Below are 18,276 nucleotides of genomic sequence, written 5' to 3' on the forward strand. Positions count from 1 at the left end.
CGCCTACGGGGCGGGCCGTCCGGGACGCCCGCCCCGCCCCGGACCCTCATCCCGTGGGCACGCGCCCCGCCGCCAGCACCACCCGGGCCAGCTCCGGATGGCAGATGTCGCTGTGCGCCCCGGAGGGCGCGCCGCCGCGCCGGACCACGGCCGCCGCGTCCACGGCGACGCAGCCCTCGGCCGGGAAGTCGCCCTCCAGCGCCTCCCGCAGCGTCATCCGGCGGCATCCGGTGACGGCCTGGAACCCGTCGTACCCGACCGCGCCCCAGCGCTCCGCGCCGGGGAGCAGGCCCGCGGAGTCGCGGGCCATCCGCGAGGCCAGCGGGTAGAACGTGCGCAGCGCGCCGTCGTGCTCGGAGTAGCAGGCGACGACCGGCCCGCGCACCTTGCGCTGCACGCCGCGCAGCGCACCGCCGCGGTCCTTGTCGTGCGGCAGCTTCTCGCTGAACGCGTAGTGCGAGAACGCCCCCTGCAGCAGCGTCAGCGACGCCACCGTCACGACGCCCTTCGGCAGCCCCTTCACCGCGAAGGACACCAGCCGCGCCCCGAAGCTGTGCCCCACCAGATGCACGCGGGTGCCCGGCGACTCCTTCGCCAGTCGCCCCAGCGCCGGCCCCAGCCCCCGCTCGCCGACCACGCCCGCGCGGCGCTTCATCGCGTAGTACGTCGCCTGCCGCAGGATCTCCTGGCCGGTGTCCCACAGCGCCGTCGGATGCTCCTGTACGGCGGCGAACTCCTCGAACACCGTCCGCGGATCCGCCTCGTCGAGCATCAGCGGGGCGTCCGCGGCCGGCTCGTCCTCCATGTCCGGGGCGAAACCGTGCGCCGCGCTGGCCGGCGGAGGGGGCACGAGATGCCGTACGAGACGGAGGAACTCCGCCAGCCGCTCCGGATCCTCCGGCCGCTCGTCGAGCAGCTCGCGGATCCGCTCGACCGCCCGGTCGTGCCCGGGGAACTGCGCCCCGACCACCCGCTGGGTCACCGGATCGAACCACGGCGGGGGCTCTGTGCCCTCGACGGGCGCCACGACGGACCGCTCGAAATCCGGGATCGGCTCGTCCGTGAACCGCATCGACGGCCACAGGACGCCGGTGTATCCCAGCCGTACGCCGTCCCCCGCGTCCCGCGTCAGCTCGGGGAACGGCGCGAAGAACCGGCTGTAGAGCCGGGTCGCGATCGACCGGTCGTTGTTCCAGCCGTGCGAGAAGACCACCAGATCCGTGATCCCCCGCTCGGCGCACTGCTGCTCCAGACGGGTCAGCTGGACCTTGTTCACGTCGCCCTCGGCGTCGAAGGTCAGCTCCCAGTACGGTGACACGCTCATCTCAGCCACACGGAACAGCGTGGCAAATCCGGCCCCTTGATCAAAAGAGGCCGGATCACCCGAGAGTGTTCAAATCCGGAACGGGACGCGCCTCGACGGTGCCGCTCAGTGCCCCGTCAGTACAGCAGGTACCGCTGCCGCACCGCCCGGAACGCCGCCAGCTCGTCCGCCCAGCCCGCCACGACCTCGTCCGGCTCGGCGCCGGCGTTGATCATCGTGCGGACCAGCGTCGACCCGGTCAGCTTGTCGATCCAGTTGTCGGACCGCCACGCGAACCCGCTCCACGACCGCTTCGCGGTCACCAGCAGCGCGATGCCCGTACGCACCGGGTCGTACTCCCGCGCGTTCTCCACGTGCACCTGCACACCGCCGCAGGTCTTGCCCTGGAACTTCGAGAACGTCGGCGCGAAGTACGCCTCCCGGAAGCGCACCCCGGGCAGGTCCAGCGCCTTGGCCGCCGCCGCCCACTCGCGGCCGATCCCCTCGGCGCCCAGCAGCTCGAAGGGCCGGGTCGTGCCGCGCCCCTCGGAGAGGTTCGTACCCTCGAAGAGGCAGGTCCCCGGATACACCAGCGCCGTGTCGGGGGTGGGCATGTTGGGGCTCGGCAGCACCCAGGGCAGGCCGGTGGAGTCGAAGAACTGCGCGCGGTTCCAGTTCCCCATCGTCACGACCTGCAGCGGCACCGACCGCCCCGCCTCCGCGGGCACGAACTCGCCGTTGAACAGCCGCGCCAGCTCCGCCACGGTCATCCCGTGCTGCTGGCTGATGGCCTTGCGGCCGACGAACGTCGCGAACTCGGGGTGCATGACCGGCCCGTAGGCGCCTCGGCCCGAGCCCGGGTTGGGCCGGTCCAGGACCACGAAGTCCTTGCCCGCGAGGGCCGCCGCGACCATGCAGTCGTACAGGGTCCAGATGTACGTGTAGAAGCGCGCGCCCGCGTCCTGGATGTCGAAGACGACCACGTCCACGCCGGAGCGCGTGAAGATGTCGGCCAGCTTCTGGCCGCTGGTCAGATACGTGTCGTACACAGGCAGCCCGGTCGCGGGGTCCTCGTAGAAGCCCTCGGACCCGCCCGCCTGCGCGGTGCCGCGGAAGCCGTGCTCGGGGCCGAAGACGGCCGTCAGCCGGACCCGGTCGTCGGCGTGCATCACGTCCACGATGTGCTCGACGTCGTCCGTGATGCCGGTGGGGTTGGTGACGACGCCCACCTTGCGCCCGCTCAGCAGGGCGTAACCGTCCGCCGCGAGACGGGCGAAGCCGGTACGGACGGGGCCGCTCCCGGAGGCCGAGGGGGCGGCGGCGGCCTGCCCGCCGGAGACGGCGACGGCGGTGGAGGCGGCACCCGCCGCCAGCAGGGATCTACGCGAAAGGCTCATGGGCGGGACGCTAGCGCGGGGCCCTCCGGCCGGGGAACGCCCCTGCGGGTGTGTCATCGGACCAGACCACTGGCGGTGCGGGCGGCGGGTCCCGCGACCCGCCGGCGCCGACCCCTTTCGGATCACATACCGACCGGTTAGTCTGCGGCCACGAGCCGGGAGGACAGCATGCGGGACGCAGGTGTCGTGGTCACCGGGGCCGGAGGCGGTATCGGAGCCGCCCTGGCCCGCAGATTCGCCGCGGAGGGCGCCCGGGTCGTGGTCAACGACCTGGACGCGGACAAGGCCAAGACCGTCGCGGAGGAGATCGGCGGGACGGCCGTCCCGGGCGACGCCTCCGCCGTCGTCGAGGCCGCCCGCGACGCGCTCGGCGGGGAGGTCGACGTCTGGTGCGCCAACGCCGGCGTCGGCACCGGCGGCGGCCCCGAGGCCCCGGACGCGGCCTGGGAGCTGGCCTGGGACGTCAACGTCATGGCGCACGTCCGGGCGGCGCGCGAACTGCTCCCGCGCTGGCTGGAACGCGGCAGCGGACGCTTCGTCTCCACCGTCTCCGCCGCCGGGCTGCTCACGATGATCGGCGCCGCCCCGTACAGCGTCACCAAGCACGGCGCGTACGCCTTCGCCGAATGGCTCTCGCTCACCTACCGCCACCGCGGAATCCGGGTGCACGCCATCTGCCCCCAGGGCGTACGCACCGACATGCTCACCGCCACCGGCCGGGCCGGCGACCTGGTGCTGCGCGACACCGCCATCGAGCCGGAGGCCGTGGCCGACGCCCTGATGGCGGGCATCGCCGAGGACCGCTTCCTGATCCTGCCGCACCCGGAGGTCGCGGGGTACTACACCGCCCGTGCCGCCGAGCCGGACCGCTGGCTGACGGGGATGAACCGACTGCAACAGCTCCTGGATCAAGGCGATCAGGGGGAGCGAGGAGAGCAAGGGGAGGAAGGACCGCGATGACGCGCTCCATCTACGCCGCCAAACCGTGGCTCGCCCAGCTGACCGAGGCGCAGCAGGCGGAGCTGGACCCGCCGGCCTCCGTGCTGCACGCCTTCCGGGCGGCCGTGGCCCGGGTGCCCGAACGGACCGCGCTCGCCTACTTCGACGGCCGGCTCAGCTACGCCGAGGTGGACGCCCTCTCCGACGGCGTCGCCGCCCATCTCGCCGCCCGCGGCTTCGCCGAGGGCGACCGGCTGGCCCTCATGCTGCAGAACACCCCGCACTTCGTGATCGCGTGCCTCGCCACCTGGAAGGCCGGCGGCACGGTCGTCCCGCTCAACCCCATGTACAAGGCGTACGAGGTCGGGCACATCCTGAACGACGCCGAGGTCGCGGCGGTCATCTGCTCCGACCACGCCTGGGCGGGCTTCCTGCGCGAATCGGCCGCCGGCTCCCCGGTCCGGATCGCGCTGACGGCCTGCGAGCTGGACCTGCAGTCCCGCGACGACGCGCGCGTGCTGGACTTCGAGCGGCTGCCGCAGGCCGCCGACGCCGACGACCTGCTCACGGTCGCCCGCACTGGGGGAGCGGCGCCGCCCGCCGCGCAGCCCACCCCGGGCGACATCGCCCTGATCGGCTACACGTCCGGCACCAGCGGCCGTCCCAAGGGCGCCACGGTCACCCACGGCAACATCTGCCACAACGCCGAGCGCCAGCGCCGCGGCCACGATCTGCCGGACGGCTCCACGCTCTTCGCGCTGGCGCCGCTGTTCCACATCACCGGCATGGTCTGCCAGTTCTCCGCGGCCGTCCTCGGCGGCGGCACGCTCGCGCTGGCGTACCGCTTCGACCCGGGCGTCGTGCTCGACGCGTTCCTCGAGCACAAGCCCGCGTACACGGTCGGTCCGGCCACCGCCTTCATGGCGCTGGGCGCCCACCCCGGCGTCACCCGCGAGCACTTCGCGTCCTTCGTCCTCATCTCGACCGGCGGCGCGCCCATGCCGCCCGCCCTGGTCGACGGACTGGAGAAGCGCTTCGGCCACTACGTCCACAACGGGTACGGGCTCACCGAGTGCGCCGCCCCCTGCGCCGCCGTCCCGCCCGGCAAACGCGCGCCGGTCGACCCGGAGTCGGGCACGCTGGCGGTGGGGGTGCCGGACGCGGCCTCCCAGGTCCGGATCCTGGACGACGAGGGCCGCGAGGTCCCCTTCGGCGTCAACGGCGAGATAGCCGTCAGCGGTCCGCAGGTCGTCCCCGGCTACTGGCGGATGCCCGAGGCCACCGCCGAGGGACTGCCGGACGGCGAGCTGCGCACCGGGGACATCGGCTTCATGGACCCCGACGGCTGGCTGTACGTCGTCGACCGCAAGAAGGACATGATCAACGCGGCCGGTTTCAAGGTCTGGCCCCGGGAGGTGGAGGATGTCCTGTACACGCACACCGCCGTGCGCGAGGCGGCGGTGGTCGGCGTGCCGGACTCCTACCGCGGCGAGACGGTGAAGGCGTACGTCTCCCTGCGGCCCGGGCAGTCCGTCGCGCCGGAAGAGCTGGCCGGGTACTGCAAGGACCGGCTCGCCGCGTATAAATACCCGCGCGAGGTGGAGATCCTCCCCGAACTGCCGAAGACGGCGACGGGGAAGATCCTGCGCCGGGAACTGCGTTCCCGGACCTGAGGAACGAGAGAGGTGTGGCCATGGCCAGAGCGGCAGGCGGGAACGGCGACGACGGGCTGACCGTCCCGGAGCGGCTGCTGGCCGTGGCGACGCGGCTCTTCGCGGAGCGCGGCTACGACCGGACGTCGGTGCAGGAGATCGTGGAGGCGGCGGGGGTCACCAAGGGGGCGCTCTACCACTACTTCGGCTCCAAGGACGATCTCCTGCACGAGATCTACGCCCGGCTGCTGCGGCTGCAGCAGGAGCGCCTCGACCACATCGCGTCCCTCGACGAGCCCGTCGAGTCCCGGCTGCGGCAGGCGGCCGCGGACGTCATCGTCACGTCGATCGAGAACACGGACGACGCGGCGATCTTCTTCCGCTCGATGCATCTGCTCGCGCCGGAGAAGCAGAAGGAGGTACGGGCGGAGCGGCGCCGGTACCACGAGCGCTTCCGCGCGCTCATCGAGGAGGGGCAGGCGTCGGGGGTCTTCACGTCCGAGACGTCGGCGGGGCTGGTCGTCGACTACCACTTCGGCGCGGTGCACCACCTCAGCAGCTGGTACCGGCCGGAGGGACGGCTCACGAAGGAGCAGGTGGCGGAGCAGCTCGCGGACCTCTTGCTGCGCGTGCTGCGCCCGTAGGTCGTTCGGTTCACGTCCGGTGTCCGGCGCCGCCCCGCGCCTTCGGCGCGGGGATCGCCCCGGGCGGGCGGTTCACGTCGGGTGTCCGGCGCCGCCCCGCGCCTTCGGCGCGGGGGTTGCCCCCACCCACACACCACCCGTTGCGGTGTTGCCTGGTCACCGTCGGCGCCTGGGTGGTGCGGGGCAGCCCTCCCAGCCCGTCCAGCGCCGGAGGACCTCGGGCAAAGCCCGAAGCGCGCCAGCCGACGCGACCGTACGTTTCCAGCGTGACCGGCGCAGATCCAGCCCGTCCGGCGTCTGAGGACTGAGGCGCGAAGCGCCGAATCGCGCCGCAGGCGCCGGCGGGACCGGATGCTTTCAGCGTGACCGGCGCAGATCCAGCCCGTCCGGCGTCTGAGGACTGAGGCGCGGAGCGCCGAATCGCGCCGCAGGCGCCGGTGGGACCGGATGCTTTCAGCGTGACCGGCGCAGATCCAGCCCGTCCGGCGTTTGAGGACTGAGGCGCGCAGCGCCGAATCGCGCCGCAGGCGCCGGCGTGCACCGCACCCTCGAGCGCGACCGGCACCGCTCCCAGCCCGTCCGGCGTTTGAGGACGAGGCGCGCAGCGCCGATCCGCGTCAGCCGGCGCAAACCGCACCGCGCAGCTACACGTACCGCTTCAGCTCGCGCCGCGCCAGCGACCGCTGATGGACCTCGTCCGGCCCGTCCGCCAACTGCAGCGTCCGCGCCCCCGCGTAGAGCTCCGCGAGGGGCGTGTCCTGGCTGACGCCCGCCGCGCCGTGGAGCTGGATCGCGCGGTCGAGGATGGCGACCACCGCCCGCGGGACGGCGATCTTGATGGCCTGGATCTCCGTGTGCGCGCCCTTGTTGCCGACCTGGTCCATCAGCCACGCCGTCTTCAGGACCAGCAGCCGGAGCTGCTCCACCGACACCCGCGCGTCGGCGATCCAGTTGTGCACGACGCCCTGCTGGGCGAGCGACTTGCCGAACGCCGTACGCGACACCGCTCGCCTGCACATGAGCTCGATCGCCCGTTCCGCCATGCCGATCAGCCGCATGCAGTGGTGGATCCGGCCCGGGCCCAGCCGGGCCTGGGCGATCGCGAAGCCGCCGCCCTCCTCGCCGACGAGGTTCGAGGCGGGGACCCGGACGTCGTCGAACACGACCTCCGCGTGGCCGCCGTGGAGGTGGTCCTCGAAGCCGAAGACACCCATCGCCCGCTTGATCGTGAGGCCCGGGGCGTCGCGCGGCACCAGGATCATCGACTGCTGGCGGCGGACGTCCGCGCCGTCCGGGTCCGTCTTGCCCATCACGATGAAGATCGCGCAGTCCGGGTTCATCGCCCCGGAGATGTACCACTTGCGGCCGCTCACGACGTAGTCGGAGCCGTCCCGGACGATCCGCGTCTCGATGTTCGTCGCGTCCGACGACGCGACGCCGGGCTCCGTCATCGCGAACGCCGAGTGGATCTCCCCGTTCAGCAGCGGCTCGAGCCAGCGCGCCTTCTGCTCGGGCGTGGCGAACTGGGCGAGCAGCTCCATGTTGCCCGTGTCCGGGGCGTTGCAGTTCAGGGCGAGCGGCGCCAGGTGCGGGCTGCGCCCCATGATCTCCGCCAGCGGCGCGTACTGCAGGTTCGTCAGCCCCGCGCCGTGCTCCGTGTCCGGCAGGAAGAAGTTCCACAGACCGCGCGCCCGCGCCGCCGCGCGCAGTTCGTGCACGACCGGCGGATGCACCCACGGCGAGTCCTGGGCCGCGAGCTGCTCGTGGGCGACCTCCTCGGCGGGGTAGACGTGCTCGTCCATGAAGGCGAGCAGCTCCTTGCGCAGCTCCTCGGTACGGGCGTCGTAGGCGAAGTCCATGGCGGGTCAGCCCTCCTGAAGGGTGGTGAGGCCGTGGCCGATGAGCATCGGGACCAGCTCCCCGATGCCGTCGAAGCCGGCCCCGACGGTCTGGCCGAGTGTGAATCGGTAGTGGATGCCCTCGGCGATGACCGCGAGCTTGAAGTAGGCGAAGGCGCAGTACCAGGCGATCGCGGAGACGTCGCGGCCGGAGCCCGCGGCGTAGCGCTCGATCATCTCGGTGACCGGCGGATGTCCCGGCGCCGACCCGGTGGAGGCGATCGCCGCGCCCGGGCCCGCCTCGCGGGAGCTGTACATCGCCAGCAGGCCCAGATCGCTCAGCGGGTCGCCGAGCGTGGACATCTCCCAGTCCAGGACCGCCGCGATCCGGTCGTCCGCGCCGACGAGCACGTTGTCGAGCTTGAAGTCGCCGTGGATGACGGTCGGCGCGGGGGAGTCGGGCAGCGCCTTGGCCAGCCGGGAGTGCAGTTCGTCGATGCCGGGCAGGTCGCGGCTGCGCGAGGCGTCCAGCTGCTTGCCCCAGCGGCGCAGCTGGCGCTCCAGATAGCCCTCCGGGCGGCCGAAGTCCGCGAGCCCCACCGCCGCCGGGTCCACGGCGTGCAGCTCCACCAGCGTGTCGACGAGGCCGAGCACGACCTCACGGGTGCGGTCGGGACCGACGGCCGCCAGCTGGTCCGCGGTGCGGTAGCAGGTGCCGGCCACGAACTCCATCACGTAGAAGGGAGCGCCCAGGACGGACGCGTCCTCGCACAGCAGCACCGCCCGGGGGACCGGCACGGCCGTCGGGTGCAGGGCGCTGATCACGCGGGACTCGCGCGTCATGTCGTGCGCGGTGGCCAGCACATGGCCCAGCGGCGGCCGGCGGACCACCCACTGCCCGGAGCCGTCGGTGACGACGTAGGTGAGGTTGGACCTGCCGCCCTCGACCAGCCGGGCGGTGAGCGGCCCCTGGACCAGTCCCGGGCGCGCCGCGTCCAGATGGCGGCGCAGGGCCCCGGGGTCGAGTCCCGGTGGGTGCTCGTCGCTCATTCATTCCCCCTCTGGGAGAGTCGTCCGGCCGGTCACGTACATGATGCCGACCAGTCGGTATGTAGTCCAGTGCCGAGGCTGCCGGGATCTAGCCGCCGGTCGGTTACGTGAATACAGTTCATGTATGAATACAGCGCTGCGTATCGAAGAGGTCCGGCTCACCCCCATCCTGATCGCCGATCCCCCGCTGCTCAACGTCCAGGGCGTCCATCAGCCCTACACGCCCCGTCTGATCATCGAGGTGGTCACCGCCGAGGGTGTGGTGGGCCTCGGCGAAACGTACGGGGACGCGAAGTTCCTCGAACCGGCACGGGCGCTGGCCGCCGCGCTGCCCGGCCGGTCGGTCACGGACGTGAACGGGTTGTACCGGCTCGCGGCCGAGGTGTGCGGGCGGCCCGACGGCGCGGCACTGGGCGGTGACGTGGGCGGTCTGCGCGGCACGCTGAGCGCCGACAAGCTGCTGCTGTCCGTCCTGTCCGGGTTCGAGGTGGCCCTGCTGGACGCACAGGGCCGGACGCTCGGCGTCCCGGTGCACGCCCTGCTGGGCGGGAAGGTCCGCGACCGCGTCGACTACAGCGCCTACCTCTTCTACCGCTGGGCCGAGCACCCCGGAGCCGACACGCCCCGCGACGACTGGGGCGCCGCCCTCGACCCGGCGGGGATCGTCGCCCAGGCGCGCCGCTTCACCGAACGCTACGGCTTCGGCTCCATCAAGCTGAAGGGCGGCGTCTTCGAACCCGACCAGGAGATCGCGGCGATCCGCGCGCTGGCCGGGGCCTTCCCCGGGATGCCGCTGCGCCTCGACCCCAACGGCGGCTGGTCGGTGGAGACGTCCGTGCGCGTCGCCCACGAGCTGCGCGACGTACTCGAGTACCTGGAGGACCCGGCGAGCGGCACCGACGGCATGGCGGCCGTCGCCGCCCGCGCCGAGGGCGTGCCGCTGGCCACCAACATGTGCGTCACCACCGTCCAGGAGATCCCCGAGGCGTTCGCGCGCGGCGCCGTGCAGGTGGTCCTCTCCGACCACCACTACTGGGGCGGACTGCGCAGGACCGTCGAACTCGCCGCGGTCTGCCGTACCTTCGGGGTCGGCCTGTCCATGCACTCCAACACCCATCTGGGCATCAGCCTCGCCGCCATGACCCACGTCGCGTCCGTCGTCCCGAACCTGGACTACGCCTGCGACACCCACTACCCCTGGCAGAGCGAGGACGTCATCACCGCCCCGCACGTCTTCGAGGGCGGCGCGCTCACCGTCTCCGACGCCCCGGGCCTGGGCGTGGAGCTCGACCGCGAGGCGCTGGCCGCGCTGCACAAGCGCTGGGTGGAGGACGACGGCCGGATGCGCGACCGGGACGACGTGGCCGCGATGCGGGTGGCGCACCCGGACTGGGAGCAGCCGGTGATGCCGCGCTGGTGACGCGGTTCCGGCACGGCGTCAGGCGTGACAGGGCACCATCACGCCCCCGTTCAGCGCCGCCATGTCCCCGAACACCGTGAACAGATCGAGGGGCGTGCCTGCCGGCCGCCCCTCGATCTCCGCGTAGGCGCGGTGCAGGTTCGCCACCAGCCGCACGCTCTCCCGCAGCTCCGCGAACTCCCCGAGCTCCGCGCCCCGCGCCGCCTGCAGCGGTGTCAGCCCCGACGCGTGCGCCTCCTCGGCCAGGGCGGCGACGAACCGCAGGTACCGCTCCACCGTGTCGTACACCGACGGATCGGTGACCGGCCCGTGCCCCGGCACCACCGTGTGCGCGCCCAGCGAGCGCAGCAGGTCCAGCGCCCGCAGCGATCCCGTGAGCGAGCCCATCGGGATGAACGGCGTCCCCTGGTGGAAGACCAGGTCCCCGGTGAAGACGATGCGCTGCTGCGGCAGCCACACCAGCGTGTCGCCGGTCGTGTGCGCCGGGCCCGGGTGGATCAGCCGCACCTCGCTGCCGCCGACGTGGCCGGTCAGCTGGTCGTCGTACGTCACGGTGGGCGGCGTCAGCACGATGTCGCCGTACTCCACGTCCGGCCACAGCAGGTCCAGATGACGCCCGCTCGCCACCGCCTGTGCCCGGCACTCGGTGTGGCCGACGATCGCGGCGGCGGACGCGAACAGTCCGTTGCCGTAGGTGTGGTCGCCGTGGTGGTGGGTGTTCACCACGGTCGTCGGCAGCGGCGAGCCGCTCGCCAGCACCGCGGCGCGCAGCTGGCGGGCGCGGGACTCGGTGGCGGCCGTGTCGACGAGCAGGGTGCTGTGCCCGTCGCTCACGAACCCCGCGTTGCTGAGGCACCAGCCGCCGTCCGGCTGGACGTACGCGTGCACGCCCGAGACCAGCTCCATCACGTACGGGGCGCGGATCGCGTCCACCGCCAGGTCCACCAGCGCGGCCGGACCGCCGTCGACCGGGAGGGTCGCGCCGTTCTCGTCGGACTCCAGCCGCTCCAGCTCCGCGAACTGCGAGCGCAGCAGCTCCCGCGGCATGAAGTGGTCCTTGCGCTCCTCCATCCGCCCGGCGATCAGCTCGTACGAACCGTCGAGGTGGAGGAAGACGACGCCGTGCACGGCCGACGCGAGCCGGTCGCGGTAGCGGCGCCGCAGCGCCGAGCAGGAGACCACGCCGCCGCTGCCGGTACGGGCCGCCAGCCAGCGGGCGACGGCGTCGAGCCACGGCTCGCGGTCCTCGTCGGTGAGCGGGGTGCCGCCCGCCATCTTCTCGACGTTCCCCCGGGAGTGGAAGCTGTCGCCGTCGGTGTACGGCAGGTTCAGCCGCTCGGCGAGCGCTTCGCCGACGGTGGACTTCCCGGACCCGCTCACCCCCATCACGACGACGAGCGGCGCGCTCGCGGCCATCGGCATGTCCCCTCCCCGTACGGTGTGTGCCGTCTCGAACCTACCCCTCGCGACCGGTCACCGGACCAGAGCGACGCCGAACACCGCCGTGCCGATCACACACAGCGCCCCGGCCCACACCACCGCCGGCCCGATCGCGTCGGGCTGCGCGGCGGCCAGGGCGCGGACGCGGCGGTGCGCCACGGCCAGGAACGCCAGCCACAGCAGGGCGTACAGCGCCGCCGCCGTCCACGCCGCCGCCGAGTCCGTGCGGTGCAGGCCGGCCTTCGCCCCCAGCATGGTGATCACAGCGAAGGACAGCGTGGTACGCCGCCACGCCAGCCGTGTGCGTTCGGGCTGTGCCCCCGGGTCGCGGGGCGCGGCCGCGCCCTCCGTCACTTGCCCGCCTTGCCGGTCAGCACGATGACCAGGATGAGCACCGCCGACAGTGCCGTCGCCACCGCCAGCGCCGCCGGGAAGCGCGAGGCCGGCAGGTCCTCGCCGCGGCGCATCGCGCGCTCGCAGCTCACCCAGTGGTTCACCGCCCGCACCGCGCACAGCGCGCCGATCGCCAGCAGTACCAGGGCGATGGTGGTGCGCTGCGCCCAGTCCAGGTCCGTCAGGAACTGGTCCGCCGCCAGTCCGCCGCCCACCAGGGCCAGCGCCGTGCGGATCCAGGCCAGGAACGTCCGCTCGTTGGCGAGTGAGAACCGGTAGTCCGGCGTCGTGCCCTCCGAGCGGAGCTTGGCGGGGTCGAACCAGAGGCGGAGCGAGGAGAAACGGTCAGGCGCGATCACGCCCCCGACCATACGCTGCGCCCGCGTGGGCGCCCGCGCACCGGGTTCTGAAACCGGCACGCGAGCGTGCCGGTTTCAGAACCCGGTCAGCCGGCGGTACGCCGCGATCCCGTCGGGCACCCACGGCCACTCCCGAAGGCGCTCCCGCAGCTCGGCGTCGTCCAGGAAGGTCCACCACTCGACCTCCTCCACCTGCGGCGACACGGTGTCGGACGGCAGCGCGACCTCGTACACCCGCGCCCACTCCTTGACGTCGGACGTCTCGTACAGGAACGCGAACAGCTCGCGCGGCGCCGGCAGGCCGCTCACCCCCAGCTCCTCCTCCGCCTCCCGCAGCGCCGCCTCCTCGTACGACTCGCCCGCGCCGACCACACCGCCGACGAACATGTCGTACATCGAGGGGAAGACCAGCTTCCGCGCCGTCCGCCGGTGGACGAAGACCCGCCCTTGCGGATCGCGCGCCAGCACGAACACGCACCGGTGGCGCAGGCCCTTCGCGTAGATCTCGGCGCGCGGCGCCTGGCCGAGGACCCGGTCGTCCTCGTCGACGACGTCGAGGATCTCGTCGGCGGACAGCGGTGGCAGGTCGGTGGGTTGTGTCATACGCCCATCCTCGCGGATCGCGGCCGACGCACGTGCCCAGCTCCCGCGGGGCCGCTGTTCGGCATGCGCGGGCGGTTGACGACCGGCCCTGCGGTCATCAAGATCTAACCGACCGGTAACCATCGAGGAGGCGGAGCCCATGGCGTACGACGCGGACGTCATCGTGATCGGAGCGGGCCTCGCGGGCCTCGCCGCCACCGCGGAGCTCGCGGACGCGGGCCGCAAGGTGATCCTCCTCGACCAGGAGCCCGAAGCCTCGATCGGCGGCCAGGCGCACTGGTCGTTCGGCGGGCTGTTCTTCGTCGACTCGCCCGAGCAGCGGCGGATGCGGATCAAGGACAGCCACGCCCTCGCCCTCCAGGACTGGATGGGCACGGCGGGCTTCGACCGCGACGAGGACCACTGGCCCCGCAAGTGGGCCGAGGCGTACGTCGACTTCGCCGCCGGCGAGAAGCGCCCCTGGCTGCACGCGATGGGCGTGCGCTGGTTCCCGGTCGTCGGCTGGGCGGAGCGCGGCGGCTACGACGCCCAGGGGCACGGCAACTCCGTGCCGCGCTTCCACATCACCTGGGGCACGGGCCCGGGCCTGGTGGCGCCCTTCGAACGCCGGGTGCGCGAGGCCGCCGCGAAGGGCCTGGTCGACCTGCGCTTCCGGCACCGGGTGACGGGCCTGGCGCGCAGCGCCGGGTCGGTCGACACGGTCACCGGCGAGATCCTCGCGCCCAGCACGGCGGAACGCGGCACGGCCAGCAGCCGCGAGGTCACCGGGGAGTTCGAGCTGCGCGCCCAGGCGGTGGTCATCACCTCCGGCGGCATCGGCGGCAACCACGACCTCGTACGGAAGAACTGGCCCGAGCGCCTCGGCAAGGCCCCCCAGCGGATGCTCTCCGGCGTCCCGGCGCACGTCGACGGCGCGATGCTCGGCATCGCCGAGACGGCGGGCGCGCGGCTGATCAACCGCGACCGGATGTGGCACTACACCGAAGGCATCGAGAACTGGAACCCGATCTGGGCCCGGCACGGCATCCGGATCCTGCCCGGACCGTCCTCCCTCTGGCTCGACGCGCACGGCCGGCGCCTCCCGGCGCCGCTGTGGCCGGGCTTCGACACGCTCGGGACGCTCGAGCACATCATGAGGACCGGCCACGACTACACCTGGTTCGTCCTCAACCGCCGCATCATCGGCAAGGAGTTCGCCCTCTCCGGCTCCGAGCAGAACCCGGACCTGACCGGCAAGTCGGTGCGCGACGTGCTGCAGCGCGGCCGGATGCCCGTCCCCGGCCCGGTCCAGGCGTTCATGGACAAGGGCGCGGACTTCATCGTCGAACGGGACCTGTCGGCGCTGGTCCGCCGGATGAACGAGCTCACCAAGGACACCCTCCTCGACGAGGCCGAGATCCGCCGCATGATCGAGGCCCGCGACCGGGAGACCGCGAACCCGTACACCAAGGACCTCCAGGTCATGGCGATCAACGGCGCGCGCCACTACCTCGGCGACAAACTGATCCGCACGGTGGCGCCGCACCCGCTGCTCGACCCGAAGGCGGGCCCGCTGGTCGCGGTCCGGCTCAACATCCTGACGCGCAAGACGCTGGGCGGTCTGGAGACGGACCTGTCGGGCCGTGTCCTCGCCGACGGCGGCGAGCCCCTGCCGGGCGTGTACGCGGCGGGCGAGGCCTCGGGCTTCGGCGGCGGGGGCGTGCACGGATACCGGTCGCTGGAGGGCACGTTCCTGGGCGGGTGCCTCTTCTCGGGGCGGACGGCGGGGCGGGCGGCGGCCGAGGCGGTGTAGGCGGTGGGTGAGGTACCCGCGCCCGGGACGTTCGGCCCGTATCCGGGCTCGGGCGTGATGCTGGGGCGCCTGATGGCGTACCGCGGCCTGGACGCCGAAGCCCTGGCGCGGGCGGCGGAGGTCGACGCCGGCGCCCTACGCGCGGTGTTGGACGGCGGGGAGCCGGATCCGGAGACGGTCGGGCGGCTGGCGCCGGTGCTGGGGCTGCACACCGTGGACCTGCACGTGGTGATGTGGACGGCGGTACCGCACAGGTTGGCACCGCTGGATCCGGAGGCGGCCGTGGCGGTGCGGCAGATGTTGGGCGACCTCGTGCGCCTGTCCGCCGGGCGCGTGACCGAGGTGCTCATGCTCGTCCGGTCACTGCCGCAGGAGCCGCGGACCGTCCCCTACGCGGAACACCCCACGCTCGAGAGCGGGTTCAGGCCGACGCTCGGCGGTGTGCTCGTCCGGATGCTCTTGAACCGGAACCTGCGACTTCCGGCGATCGCCGAGGCCATGGGCCGGTGGACCCCCACGTACCTGTCCATCGCCACCTACCCGGCCATCGGCAGCGGCCGCTCGGAACTGACGCCGGGCCGGGTGGCGGACTTCGCGGCCCTGCTCGGCCTCCCCGCGGGCCTGCTGGCGGCCCTGACCGGCATCGAGCCGACCGAGCGCGGCTCGCGCCACCACCCCACGGTGGACCTGGTGGCCCAGCTGGTCTGGGAGATGCGGCGGCTCACCGCCGATCAGTCCGAGCAGGTCCGGGCGTCGGTACGGTCCCACGCCGGACGGTGAGCGCGGCCACGCCGAGGCGTCGTCCCGCCGGGCCCGCGCCCTCACGACCCCATCGTCAGCCCGTCCTCCGCCGCCCCGCGGCTGAGCGTGACCGCCCGGATCCGGTCCCGCACCCGCGCGAGCCGACCGCCCGCCGTGTCGACCGCGAGGTTCAGCACCCGGGGGTTGCCCGGCCGGTGCAGGTCGATGATCTGCGGGACGAACTCCGCCTTCGTCACCAGCCACTGCCCGCCGGGCGCGGCGGGCGGCGAGAAGGTGAACCTGGCGATCGTGCCCCAGTTGCCCCGCTCGTCGTTCATCGGCCCCGCTATCTGGTCGCCCATCCCGAACACCACCCAGACCCCGTGCAGCTTCTGGTACGCCTGCGGGACATGGGCGTGCGTGCCGAGGATCAGGTCGATGTCCGGCCGGCCGCCGGACCGGGAGCGGGTCAGCCGCTCGGCCACCCTCCGCTGCAGCGCGTCGGGCTCCTCCTGCCACTCCGTACCCCAGTGGACGGAGACCACGACCACATCCGCCCCGGCCGCCCGCGCGGCGCGCGCGTCCTCGATGATCTTCGGTACGTCGATGAGGTTGACGGTCCACGGCTTCCCCGCGGGCAGCGGCAGCCCGTTGGTGCCGTAGGTGTACGACAGCTGCGCGACGAGTGCGTCCCCCGCCCGCAGCATGGCGGGCGACCGCGCGTCCGCGGCGCTGCGGTACGAGCCGGTGTGCGCCAGCCCGACGGCGTCCATCTCGTCCAGCGTCCTCTTCGCCCCGGCGAAGCCGTCGTCGAGGGTGTGGTTGGAGGCGGTGGAGCAGGAGTCGTAGCCGGCGTTCTTCAGATCGCGGGCGAACTGCGGCGGCGCTTTGAACAGCGGCCAGCCCGTGTACGGGCCGCCTCGCCGGCCGTACACGGTCTCCATATGGCAGATCGCCACGTCGGCCCCGGAGATGACCGGTCGTACGCCCGCGAGCATCCTGCCGATGGTGTAGCCCTTGCCGCCCGCGTCGCCGCGGGCCTGGCTGATGATCGTGTTGTGGGCGAGCACGTCACCGGCGCCGACCAGGGTGAAGGGGCGCGCCACCGTCGCCGGCGGGGACGGCCGCGCCTGCGGCGAGGCCGCCGTGGCCGACGGGCGCGGAGCGGCGCTCCGCCCGGCCGAGGGGCCCGAAGTCCCGCCCGTACAGCCCGCCATCAGTACCGCGACGACGAGGCACACCGCGCCCCGCCCCCGAACCCCCCGGCGCATTGCGCCCCCCGACGTAGAAGCGGGGCGTCGCCGCCCCGGTGTCCGCGCGAACCCGACTACTGATATCCGCCTACTGATATCCGCCGCGCCCGCGAAGCGCAAGAGTTTCGTTACGCGCCCGTACGATCCGCCAGGACCTGTGTGACCTGGTACGTCGTGGCCCGCGCCACCGAGGGCCGGGTCGCCGCGTACGACACGTACGCCCCGAGCCCGGTGGCCATGCCCCAGCCGAGCCCGCGCGCCCAGGTGGCGTCGTCGACGCCCAGCGCCTCGCGGAACACCCGCCGGGTACGCGGCGAGAGCGCCGTCCAGCCGACCATCAGGTCGCACGCCGGATCGCCGGTGCCCAGGCCGCCGAAGTCGATGACCGCCGACAGCCGGCCGTCCACGGTCAGCAGGTTCCCGAGGTGGAAGTCGCCGTGGAACCACACCGGCGGCCCGTCCCAGGCGGGCGCCGCCAGCGCCTCGTCCCACACCCGGGTGAGCGCCGCCGTGTCGAAGACGCCCTCGACCTTCGCGATCGCCGCGCGCGTCGAGGCGTCCCGGTCCGCCAGGGACCAGGTCGACAAGTCGTCGTACGAGCCGGGCGCCAGGTCCCGCGGCGCCGGGAGGCCGCGCAGCGCCCGCAGGAACTCCGCCAGCTCCACCGCCGTACCCGCCGGGTCGGCGAAGCCGTCGACCGTGGCCACCCGGCCCGCCAGCCACCGCACCACCGACCAGCGGTGCGGGAAGCCGAACGCGGGCTCGCCGACGGCCAGCGGCACGGGGACCGGCAGGGGCAGCCGCGGCGCGAGGAGCGGCAGCCAGCGCTCGTCCTTGGCCGCCTGGTGTGCCGCCCAGTCGCGGGGCAGGCGTACGGCCATGTCGTCGCCGAGCCGGAAGATGACGTGGTCCGAGCCCGCGTCGGGCGCCTCCCGCAGCGGCAGGCCGGCCCACTGCGGGAACTGGCCGGCGACCAGCCGCCGTACGAGGTCCGCGTCAGTCACCGGGCCGCTCCACCACCCGGAACCTCTCCGCCACGACGAGCGTCCCGTCCGTCACGGCGAACGACGGGTCGCCGAGCCACTCGCGCATCTCGGGCCCGTTCCAGAAGCGCTCGTGCGCCGCGCGCCACTCGGCGACCGACGCGTAGCCCTCTCCCTCGTCGCGGGCGTGCTCCCAGCCCACGTCGGCGAGCCGCAGCACCTCGACGGCGGTGGTCGCCACCACGGCGACGCGCCGGCCGGCGGAGTCGACGACGGCGCCGCGGGCGCCGACGACCGGGAACTCCTCGTCGGAGGACGGCAGGTCGAACTCCAGCCGGAGCGAGGTGGTCGAGGTCTTCGCGCCGGACAGCACGGCGGCGACGAGCTTGTCGCGCAGCGGTCCGGGGAAGGCGAACTGGATCTCTGGGAGGGCGGGATCGTCGATCACCGGTCCACCGTAGGCGGGTAC

General features: G+C 73.2%; 17 protein-coding genes and 1 pseudogene. 6 read left to right on the plus strand and 12 right to left on the minus strand.

What is annotated here, in order from left to right:
* Window positions 1–46 precede the first annotated feature (46 nt).
* Together AB0M28_RS02410 and AB0M28_RS02415 are read right to left on the minus strand one after the other, a co-directional pair.
* On the minus strand, window positions 47–1,324 hold the full coding sequence (locus tag AB0M28_RS02410; protein ID WP_365396650.1) for a serine-threonine protein kinase: 1,278 nt from the start codon (window positions 1,322–1,324) through the stop codon (window positions 47–49).
* Between the two features lie 116 nt (window positions 1,325–1,440).
* Window positions 1,441–2,700 (minus strand): DUF1343 domain-containing protein, encoded by a 1,260-nt coding sequence (locus tag AB0M28_RS02415; RefSeq protein ID WP_365396380.1) that lies wholly within the window; start codon window positions 2,698–2,700, stop codon window positions 1,441–1,443.
* 168 nt (window positions 2,701–2,868) lie between these two features.
* On the opposite strand from AB0M28_RS02415, the gene AB0M28_RS02420 reads away from it, so the two are divergent.
* The 3 genes from AB0M28_RS02420 to AB0M28_RS02430 are packed head-to-tail and all read left to right on the plus strand — an operon-like array spanning window position 2,869 to window position 5,935.
* Window positions 2,869–3,660, plus strand: coding sequence for an SDR family oxidoreductase (locus AB0M28_RS02420; RefSeq protein ID WP_365396383.1), 792 nt, complete (start codon window positions 2,869–2,871; stop codon window positions 3,658–3,660).
* Entirely contained in the window at window positions 3,657–5,312 is a 1,656-nt protein-coding gene (locus tag AB0M28_RS02425; protein ID WP_365396386.1) for an AMP-binding protein, read from the plus strand. Before AB0M28_RS02420 ends, AB0M28_RS02425 begins: the two co-directional genes overlap by 4 nt.
* 20 nt (window positions 5,313–5,332) lie before the next feature.
* Entirely contained in the window at window positions 5,333–5,935 is a 603-nt protein-coding gene (locus AB0M28_RS02430; RefSeq protein ID WP_365396389.1) for a TetR/AcrR family transcriptional regulator, read from the plus strand.
* Between the two features lie 644 nt (window positions 5,936–6,579).
* Here AB0M28_RS02430 and AB0M28_RS02435 read toward each other — a convergent pair.
* Window positions 6,580–7,794, minus strand: a complete 1,215-nt coding sequence (locus AB0M28_RS02435) for an acyl-CoA dehydrogenase family protein (protein WP_365396392.1) — start codon at window positions 7,792–7,794, stop codon at window positions 6,580–6,582.
* Window positions 7,795–7,800: 6 nt separating this feature from the next.
* Window positions 7,801–8,823, minus strand: coding sequence for a phosphotransferase family protein (locus AB0M28_RS02440; protein ID WP_365396395.1), 1,023 nt, complete (start codon window positions 8,821–8,823; stop codon window positions 7,801–7,803).
* A 124-nt stretch (window positions 8,824–8,947) separates the two neighbouring features.
* Here AB0M28_RS02440 and AB0M28_RS02445 point away from each other — a divergent pair, with 124 nt between their 5' ends.
* Window positions 8,948–10,243: a glucarate dehydratase family protein gene (locus AB0M28_RS02445; RefSeq protein WP_365396398.1), complete on the plus strand. Its 1,296-nt coding sequence runs from the start codon at window positions 8,948–8,950 to the stop codon at window positions 10,241–10,243.
* 18 nt (window positions 10,244–10,261) lie between these two features.
* Here the strand turns inward: AB0M28_RS02445 and AB0M28_RS02450 are convergent, their stop codons facing one another.
* The 5 genes and pseudogenes from AB0M28_RS02450 to AB0M28_RS02470 form a co-directional block, all read right to left on the minus strand.
* On the minus strand, window positions 10,262–11,149 hold the full coding sequence (locus tag AB0M28_RS02450) for an MBL fold metallo-hydrolase (protein ID WP_365396653.1): 888 nt from the start codon (window positions 11,147–11,149) through the stop codon (window positions 10,262–10,264).
* Window positions 11,150–11,194: 45 nt separating this feature from the next.
* Window positions 11,195–11,665 (minus strand): annotated as a pseudogene (locus AB0M28_RS02455) (gluconokinase); the annotation flags it as partial.
* A 51-nt stretch (window positions 11,666–11,716) separates the two neighbouring features.
* Window positions 11,717–12,037: a DUF202 domain-containing protein gene (locus AB0M28_RS02460; protein WP_365396401.1), complete on the minus strand. Its 321-nt coding sequence runs from the start codon at window positions 12,035–12,037 to the stop codon at window positions 11,717–11,719.
* Window positions 12,034–12,435, minus strand: coding sequence for a DUF202 domain-containing protein (locus AB0M28_RS02465; protein WP_365396403.1), 402 nt, complete (start codon window positions 12,433–12,435; stop codon window positions 12,034–12,036). The genes AB0M28_RS02460 and AB0M28_RS02465 overlap by 4 nt, the downstream gene beginning before the upstream one ends.
* 75 nt (window positions 12,436–12,510) lie before the next feature.
* Window positions 12,511–13,038, minus strand: coding sequence for an NUDIX domain-containing protein (locus AB0M28_RS02470; protein ID WP_365396406.1), 528 nt, complete (start codon window positions 13,036–13,038; stop codon window positions 12,511–12,513).
* Window positions 13,039–13,177: 139 nt separating this feature from the next.
* Between AB0M28_RS02470 and AB0M28_RS02475 the strand changes: the two genes are divergently transcribed.
* Window positions 13,178–14,830, plus strand: a complete 1,653-nt coding sequence (locus AB0M28_RS02475) for an FAD-binding dehydrogenase (protein WP_365396409.1) — start codon at window positions 13,178–13,180, stop codon at window positions 14,828–14,830.
* Window positions 14,831–14,833: 3 nt separating this feature from the next.
* Window positions 14,834–15,610, plus strand: coding sequence for a hypothetical protein (locus AB0M28_RS02480; protein ID WP_365396412.1), 777 nt, complete (start codon window positions 14,834–14,836; stop codon window positions 15,608–15,610).
* 41 nt (window positions 15,611–15,651) lie between these two features.
* Here the strand turns inward: AB0M28_RS02480 and AB0M28_RS02485 are convergent, their stop codons facing one another.
* From AB0M28_RS02485 to AB0M28_RS02495, 3 genes are all read right to left on the minus strand, one after another.
* Window positions 15,652–16,842: a CapA family protein gene (locus tag AB0M28_RS02485; RefSeq protein WP_365396415.1), complete on the minus strand. Its 1,191-nt coding sequence runs from the start codon at window positions 16,840–16,842 to the stop codon at window positions 15,652–15,654.
* Between the two features lie 110 nt (window positions 16,843–16,952).
* Entirely contained in the window at window positions 16,953–17,828 is an 876-nt protein-coding gene (locus AB0M28_RS02490; protein WP_365396418.1) for an aminoglycoside phosphotransferase family protein, read from the minus strand.
* A complete protein-coding gene (locus tag AB0M28_RS02495) occupies window positions 17,821–18,255 on the minus strand; it encodes an ASCH domain-containing protein (protein WP_365396421.1) in 435 nt (144 codons plus the stop codon). The genes AB0M28_RS02490 and AB0M28_RS02495 overlap by 8 nt, the downstream gene beginning before the upstream one ends.
* Window positions 18,256–18,276 lie beyond the last annotated feature (21 nt).

Source organism: Streptomyces sp. NPDC051940, from assembly GCF_040680895.1.
In the GTDB taxonomy this organism is placed as follows: domain Bacteria; phylum Actinomycetota; class Actinomycetes; order Streptomycetales; family Streptomycetaceae; genus Streptomyces.

Bases quoted from the DNA above. Each gene is read 5' to 3' on its own strand.
- AB0M28_RS02410 (WP_365396650.1), bottom strand. From the start codon at position 1,324: ATGAGCGTGTCACCGTACTGGGAGCTGACCTTCGACGCCGAGGGCGAC.
- AB0M28_RS02415 (WP_365396380.1), bottom strand. From the start codon at position 2,700: ATGAGCCTTTCGCGTAGATCCCTGCTGGCGGCGGGTGCCGCCTCCACC.
- AB0M28_RS02420 (WP_365396383.1), top strand. From the start codon at position 2,869: ATGCGGGACGCAGGTGTCGTGGTCACCGGGGCCGGAGGCGGTATCGGA.
- AB0M28_RS02425 (WP_365396386.1), top strand. From the start codon at position 3,657: ATGACGCGCTCCATCTACGCCGCCAAACCGTGGCTCGCCCAGCTGACC.
- AB0M28_RS02430 (WP_365396389.1), top strand. From the start codon at position 5,333: ATGGCCAGAGCGGCAGGCGGGAACGGCGACGACGGGCTGACCGTCCCG.
- AB0M28_RS02435 (WP_365396392.1), bottom strand. From the start codon at position 7,794: ATGGACTTCGCCTACGACGCCCGTACCGAGGAGCTGCGCAAGGAGCTG.
- AB0M28_RS02440 (WP_365396395.1), bottom strand. From the start codon at position 8,823: ATGAGCGACGAGCACCCACCGGGACTCGACCCCGGGGCCCTGCGCCGC.
- AB0M28_RS02445 (WP_365396398.1), top strand. From the start codon at position 8,948: ATGAATACAGCGCTGCGTATCGAAGAGGTCCGGCTCACCCCCATCCTG.
- AB0M28_RS02450 (WP_365396653.1), bottom strand. From the start codon at position 11,149: ATGGAGCTGGTCTCGGGCGTGCACGCGTACGTCCAGCCGGACGGCGGC.
- AB0M28_RS02470 (WP_365396406.1), bottom strand. From the start codon at position 13,038: ATGACACAACCCACCGACCTGCCACCGCTGTCCGCCGACGAGATCCTC.
- AB0M28_RS02475 (WP_365396409.1), top strand. From the start codon at position 13,178: ATGGCGTACGACGCGGACGTCATCGTGATCGGAGCGGGCCTCGCGGGC.
- AB0M28_RS02485 (WP_365396415.1), bottom strand. From the start codon at position 16,842: ATGCGCCGGGGGGTTCGGGGGCGGGGCGCGGTGTGCCTCGTCGTCGCG.